We start from the raw sequence: 3,310 nt of genomic DNA, 5'->3' as shown, positions 1-3,310 counted from the left end.
TTTTTGTCCTGGCTCCCAGTTTAATGCCCTTCGGGCTTGCTCTGCGAGCAATTAAATCACGCCACAGGCGTGACAGGCGGAAGCCAGGCCAAAAGGTAATCAATCTATGCCTGCCACGCGTCTTTGGCGTGGTTAATCCTGTCCAAGGCCTGCCACGCGCTTCGCGTGGTTATTGTTTTTTGTGACAGAGTTTCAGGAGTAAGTCACTAAGGTTGCTGGATGACAATCACCTGGGTACGACCGGAAGCCAGACTGAAACTATTATAGTTTCTACTTAAATGGCTGACTTTTTGGAGGGGAGTAGCAGACAGGGCAGCACATAATCTATCCAAATCCACCTTTATTGCCCAATGTACTATCCTTCCAAGATGCAGGTGTGTGGCGGAGAGGGAGGGATTTGAACCCTCGAAGGAGGTTTATGCCCCCTTACTCGCTTAGCAGGCGAGCGCCTTCAGCCGACTCGGCCACCTCTCCTTTGCTTGATCTGAATATATCACTGCCGGATCTATTGCGTGATCAAGATAATTTAATCAAAGCAGGTGCAGACGTCAACCTAATTATTTGACATTTGTCCTGGGCACCATTTAACATACTTGTATTGTGCCTGAGACTGCTGTTGTTTCTTGTGACCATTCATTTTGTAACCACGTACGTTTGCAGGAGTTTTGCATGGCTGAATTTGCTCGCATTAACAGGCTTCCCCCTTATGTTTTCGCCATTGTCAACGACCTTAAGATGCAGCTTCGCCGCAAGGGCGAGGATATTGTAGACCTGGGCATGGGCAACCCGGATCTGGCTACGCCTCAGCATATAGTGGACAAGCTGGTGGAAGCGGCCAGTAAAGGGGTTAATCACAGGTATTCCGCCTCCAAGGGTATTCCCAACCTGCGCAAGGCCATATGCGACTGGTATAAAAGACGCTACAATGTGGACCTGGATCCGGAGACCGAAGCCATCGCCACTATGGGCGCTAAGGAAGGCCTGTCACATCTGGCCCTGGCCATGCTCAGCCCCGGGGATGTTGTTTTTTCCCAGGATCCCACCTACCCCATCCATCCTTATTCCGCCATCATTGCCGGTGCGGATGTACGCAGGGTGCCCATCGGCCTGGACCGGGATTTTTTTGAAGACCTGCTCACCGCAACCCGGCAGACCTGGCCCTTGCCCAAACTTTTGATCATTTGTTATCCCCATAACCCCACCACCGCTGTGGTGGAACCCGATTTTTTCCAGAAAATCGTGGACTTCGCCAAAGAGCATAATATCTGGGTAATCCACGACCTGGCCTATGCCGACCTGTGCTTTGACGGCTACCGTCCTTCCAGCATGCTGGAAATTCCAGGGGCCAGGGATGTCGGCGTGGAGTTCTTTTCCATGTCCAAGAGCTATTCCATGCCGGGCTGGCGCATGGGATTCTGCTGCGGCAACAAGGCCATGGTGCATGCCCTGACCCGCATCAAGAGTTATCTGGATTACGGAATTTTTCAGCCCATTCAGATTGCATCAATTATTGCCTTAAACGGTCCCCAGGACTGTGTTCAGGAAATCGTCGATATATACAGGGACCGCCGGGACGCTCTGGTGGAGGGCCTGAACCGCATCGGCTGGAGCGTGGAAAAGCCCAGGGCCACCATGTTTGTATGGGCCAAGATTCCCGAAGAATTTCGTAAGATGGGCTCGGTGGAATTTTCCAAGCTGCTTTTGCAGGAAGGCAGGATTGCAGTCTCACCTGGGCTGGGGTTCGGGCATTACGGGGACGACCATGTGCGTTTTGCTTTGGTGGAAAACCGGCACCGTATAAACCAGGCTCTACGGGGAATAAAAAAGGTACTGGGTTAAAATTTAGCATCAGCGTCGGGAGGACTTCCGTGCAGAAAAAAGTTATCAACCTGGGGCTGGCGGGATTTGGTACCGTGGGTACCGGGCTGGCCAGGATTATCCAGGAGAACAGCGACTGGATAAAGAGAAGACTGGGCAAAGAGCTGAGAATTCAAAAGATTCTGGTTCGCGATCCCAATAAGAAGCGTGCCGTAATTCCGGGGCCGGAGACAAAAGTGGTCACCAATCTGGAAGAACTGGTGTTTGACCCGCAGGTGGACATGGTCGTGGAACTCATGGGGGGGCTGGAAACCGCCCATACAGTCATCACCAGGGCCCTCAAGGAAAAAAAGCATGTGGTGACCGCTAACAAGGCTCTACTGGCTGAGAAGGGCAACGAGCTTTTCTCGCTGGCCCAGGAACAGGGGGTGGGTCTTTATTACGAGGCCAGCGTGGCTGGAGGCATACCCATAGTGCAGACCCTTAGAGAGAGCCTGTCAGGGGACCGCATCAGGTCGCTGACAGGCATATTAAACGGTACCGCCAACTTTATTCTGAGCGAGATGACCAGAAAGGGGCAGGATTTTGAAAACGCCCTGCAGGCGGCCAAGGACCTGGGATATGCCGAAGCTGATCCCACTCTGGACATCGACGGGCTGGACGCAGCGCATAAGCTGGTACTGCTCATCCGCCTGGCCTACGGCGTGGACTACCCCTTGAGCATCCTGCCGGTGCAGGGCATCTCAGGGGCCAGCTCCATGGATATCACCATGGCTGCAGAATTTGGATACACACTGAAGCTCATCGCGCAGGTGCGCGAAAAATCCGGGCACCTGCAGGCCGGGGTTTTTCCGGCCCTCTTGCCCAATGACCATATCCTGGCCAAAGTGGAAGGCCCCTACAATTCCGTGCTGATAGACGGCAATGCTGTGGGGCAGGTTATGTTGTACGGCCAGGGGGCCGGGGATCTGCCCACCGGCAGCGCGGTGCTTGCCGACATCCTGGCCCTGGCCCGGGACAATGCCGTTCCCAACAACACCGGCTTTCTGGAAAAGGTGCTGCCCAGGGCTGAGGTCATCAGGCCGGAACTGGCCATAAGCAGGCATTATTTCCGCTTTACCGCCCAGGACAAGCCCGGGGTGCTGGCGGCTGTGGCGGGGGTCATGAGCGAGCACAATATAAGTATTGCCCAGGTTGTCCAGAAAGAGTCCCATCCCCAGGGTCGCGGAGTGCCTATAGTATTTTTGACTCACAAGGCCCAGGCCGAGGCTGTGCACAGGGCCCTGGGAGAAATCGACAGGTTTGAATTTACTATTGCCCCGGCTGTACATTACCGGATACTGGGGTAGGGGCATGGGGCATAGGGCATAGGGCATAGGGCATGGCGCATGGCGCATAGAGCATGGGGCATAGGGCATAGGGCATGGCGCATGGGGAAGAAATGACAATCCTCAATCCCTCAATCCCTCAATTCCTCAATCCCTCAATCCCT

2 protein-coding genes and 1 tRNA gene are annotated in these 3,310 nt (G+C 54.3%); 2 read left to right on the top strand and 1 reads right to left on the bottom strand.

All coding sequences use genetic code 11. The annotated features are described in order from the left end of the window. Positions 1-379 precede the first annotated feature (379 nt). A tRNA-Ser gene (locus QZP87_RS13615) sits at positions 380-474 on the bottom strand. Between the two features lie 195 nt (positions 475-669). Between QZP87_RS13615 and QZP87_RS13610 the strand changes: the two genes are divergently transcribed. After that, positions 670-1,839: an aminotransferase class I/II-fold pyridoxal phosphate-dependent enzyme gene (locus QZP87_RS13610; protein ID WP_291323467.1), complete on the top strand. Its 1,170-nt coding sequence runs from the start codon at positions 670-672 to the stop codon at positions 1,837-1,839. Between the two features lie 29 nt (positions 1,840-1,868). Next, on the top strand, positions 1,869-3,167 hold the full coding sequence (locus QZP87_RS13605) for a homoserine dehydrogenase (protein ID WP_291323466.1): 1,299 nt from the start codon (positions 1,869-1,871) through the stop codon (positions 3,165-3,167). Positions 3,168-3,310: the final 143 nt, after the last annotated feature.

Origin of the sequence: Desulfonatronospira sp. (assembly GCA_003563255.1) — a bacterium.
Taxonomy (GTDB): domain Bacteria; phylum Desulfobacterota; class Desulfovibrionia; order Desulfovibrionales; family Desulfonatronovibrionaceae; genus Desulfonatronospira.
This window is presented reverse-complemented; position numbering and strand designations above follow the sequence as displayed.